Below are 3,404 nucleotides of genomic sequence, written 5' to 3' on the forward strand. Positions count from 1 at the left end.
TAGTTATTGATGATTGCGCTGGTCGACCCCCACTCCGCCGAGCTTCGCTCGGCACCTCTCCCCCGATCGACGGGGGAGAGGAAAGGCGCCAAGGTTAGTTGCGACTTAGCCTGTAAATGTTGAAGCGCTGACGTCGCCGATTTCCTCTCCCCCGTCGATCGGGGGAGAGGTGGCCCGAAAGGGCCGGAGTGGGGGTCGAACCTCTGCCGCGACATGCCTTAAGAATCTGCTGGAGCAGAACCCATGACCAAGCTCGACCCCGCCATCAAAGTCCGCCACGAGCCGATGCGCATTGCCGGCAAGAAAGTTGATGCCGACGGCGTCGTCGAGGTGCGCTACCCCTGGAACGACACCGTCATCGGCACCGTGCCGGCCGGGCGTGCCGAGCACGCGCGAAAAGCATTCGAGATCGCCGCCAGCTACAAATCGAAGCTGACGCGCTACGAGCGTCAGCAGATCCTGTTCCGCGCCGCCGAGGCATTGGCGTCGCGCCGCGAAGAAATCTCCGATCTCATCACGCTCGAGCTCGGCATCTCCAAGACGGACTCGCTCTATGAGGTCGGCCGTGCCTATGACGTGTTCACGCTGTCGGCGCAGATGTGCATCCAGGATGACGGCCAGATCTTCTCCTGCGACCTCACCCCGCACGGCAAGGCGCGCAAGATCTTCACCACCCGCGAGCCGTTGAAGGCGATCTCGGCGATCACGCCGTTCAACCACCCGCTCAACATGGTCTCGCACAAGGTGGCGCCGGCGATCGCCACCAACAATTGCGTGGTGGTCAAGCCGACCGAACTGACGCCGATGACGGCGCTTCTCCTGGCCGACATTCTCTATGAAGCCGGTCTGCCGCCCGAAATGCTGTCGGTGGTGACCGGCTGGCCCGCAGACATCGGCAACGAGATGATCACCAACGACAATATCGACCTGATCACTTTCACCGGCGGCGTGCCGGTCGGCAAGATGATCGCCCGCACCGCCGGCTACAAGCGCCAGGTGCTGGAACTCGGCGGCAACGACCCGCTGATCATCCTCAACGATCTCTCCGACGAGGATCTGGCCAGGGCAGCCGATCTGGCCGTCGCCGGCGCGACAAAGAACTCCGGCCAGCGCTGCACCGCGGTCAAGCGCATCCTGGTTCAGGAAAGCGTCGCCGACCGCTTCGTGCCGCTGGTGCTGGAGCGGGCGAAAAAAATCCGCTTCGGCGATCCGATGGACCGCTCGACCGACCTTGGCACCGTCGTGCACGAGAAGGCGGCGGCGCTGTTCGAAGCCCGCGTCCACATGGCCGCCGAGCAGGGCGCCGAAATCCTCTACAATCCGGGTCGCCAGGGCGCGTTGCTGCCGCCGATCGTCGTCGATCGCGTTCCTCACACATCCGAATTGGTGATGGAGGAGACGTTCGGCCCGATCATCCCGATCGTTCGCGCGCCGGACGACGATGATGCGCTGATCGCACTGTCCAACTCGACCGCCTTCGGCCTGTCGTCGGGCGTCTGCACCAACTCTTTTCCGCGCATGCAGAAATACATCGCCGGCCTTCAGGTCGGCACCGTCAACATCTGGGAAGTGCCGGGCTACCGCATCGAGATGTCGCCCTTCGGCGGCATCAAGGATTCGGGCAATGGCTACAAGGAAGGCGTCATCGAGGCGATGAAGAGCTACACCAATGTGAAGACATTTTCGCTGCCCTGGTCCTGACCGGGCGGCATTGACGGATAAGACAACCGAGGGAGCGTTCGCCGCTCCCTCATTCGCGTTTCGGAGACCATGATGGCCGCGATCAAAGAGCTTGTGCACACCGAAGGCGATTCCAACACCACAGCGGCTCGCGGCCGATGGGATGCCGGGCAGGACGATCCGCGGATCCGCGGCTTGCTCGATCGCGACGCGGCTGCCTTCATGCACCAGAGTCTGTCCAGCCCCTGCCTTTCGACCATCGCGAAGGCGCAAGGCATCTGGATCGAGGACACCGCTGGCCGCCGCTTCATGGATTTCCACGGCAACAGCGTGCATCACCTCGGCTACGGCCATCCAAGGCTGGTCACGGCGATCAAAAAGCAGCTCGATGAGCTCTGCTTTGCGCCGCGCCGCTTTACCTGCGAGCCCGCCGTCGAGCTGGCGGAGAAGCTGGCGGCATTGGCGCCCGGCGATCTCGGCGAGGTGCTGTTCACCACCGGTGGTTCGGATGCCATCGAGGTCGCGCTGAAGATCGCCCGCGCCGCGACCGGCCGCTTCAAGACGGTGTCGTTCTGGGATGCGTTCCACGGGGCCGGCTTCGGCGCTGCAAGCGTCGGCGGCGAGGCGACCTTCCGCTCGCACATATCAGGCCCGATGATGACCGGCACCGAGCACGTCGCACCCTGGGACGGCTATCGCTGTCCCTATGGCCACGATTCCCTCGAAACCTCGGGGCTCGCTTGCGCCAACATGATCGCCTATGTGCTCGGCCGCGAACAGGACGTGGCGGCGGTCGTCGCAGAACCGATGCGGGCGACGCCCAACCCGCCGCCGCCCGGTTTCTGGAAGCGGGTTCGCGAAGCCTGCGACCGACACGGCACGCTGCTGATCTTCGACGAGATCCCGACCGGGCTGGGCAAGACGGGAAAATTCTTCGCCCACGAGCATGATGATGTGACGCCCGACATCGTCGTCCTCGGCAAGTCGCTCGGCGGCGGCATCCTGCCGATCGCCGCCGTCATCGCGCGCCGCGACCTCGACGTCACCGGTGGCTTCGCGATCGGCCACTACACCCACGAGAAGAACCCGGTGACGACCCGCGCCGCACTGACGACGATCGACATTATCCTGGAGGAAGGATTGGTCGAACGCGCGGCCGAACTTGGCCGGCACATGCTGGAGCGTATGCAGCACCTGATGGCGCGCTCGCCCCATGTCGGCGACGTCAGGGGCAGGGGACTGATGGTCGGCGTCGAGCTCGTCGAGGATCGCGATACGCGCGAGCCGGCGCGCGATCTCGCCGAACGCGTCTTCTATGCTTGCCTGGGGCAGGGGCTGAGCTTCAAGGTCAGCCAGGGCAATGTGCTGACGCTGTCGCCGCCGCTGGTCATTTCGAAAGCTGATCTCGATCGTGCGCTCGACATCGTCGAGACCGCCGTGCTGGCGGCCTGACCATGAAGGCCGTGCGCACCGACCGCGAGCTCGAATGCCCTGAAATCGACGCGGGCTTGCGGGCGAGGGGGGGCGATCTGGTGGTGACTGTCCGCTCGTCCGACCCGCGTTTGCGGGCACAGACAACGGGCGTTTCGTTCGGCTGACCGTTGCCAATCGTGGGCTTTCGCAAGCGCGGAATCGCGGCCGCAACAGGCATGCGACAGTTCCATGACAACTATCAGGAGAAGTTTGCCTGTCATAAAATAAATAGATTTTACTTATCGATCACC

General features: G+C 64.0%; 3 protein-coding genes. All 3 read left to right on the plus strand.

Annotated features, from left to right (window positions below; genetic code table 11):
* Positions 1-243 precede the first annotated feature (243 nt).
* The 3 genes from phnY to EN750_RS39600 all read left to right on the plus strand — a co-directional run bounded on the left by phnY (position 244) and on the right by EN750_RS39600 (position 3,278).
* The gene (gene phnY / locus EN750_RS24690) at positions 244-1,701 is read left to right on the plus strand and encodes a phosphonoacetaldehyde dehydrogenase (protein WP_127398000.1); all 1,458 of its coding nucleotides are present in this window, start codon (positions 244-246) and stop codon (positions 1,699-1,701) included.
* 72 nt (positions 1,702-1,773) lie between these two features.
* The gene (locus EN750_RS24695; protein ID WP_127398002.1) at positions 1,774-3,132 is read left to right on the plus strand and encodes an aspartate aminotransferase family protein; all 1,359 of its coding nucleotides are present in this window, start codon (positions 1,774-1,776) and stop codon (positions 3,130-3,132) included.
* A 2-nt stretch (positions 3,133-3,134) separates the two neighbouring features.
* Entirely contained in the window at positions 3,135-3,278 is a 144-nt protein-coding gene (locus tag EN750_RS39600) for a hypothetical protein (protein ID WP_164750876.1), read from the plus strand.
* Positions 3,279-3,404 lie beyond the last annotated feature (126 nt).

The organism is Mesorhizobium sp. M7A.F.Ca.ET.027.03.2.1 (assembly GCF_003999175.1).
In the GTDB taxonomy this organism is placed as follows: Bacteria; Pseudomonadota; Alphaproteobacteria; order Rhizobiales; family Rhizobiaceae; genus Mesorhizobium.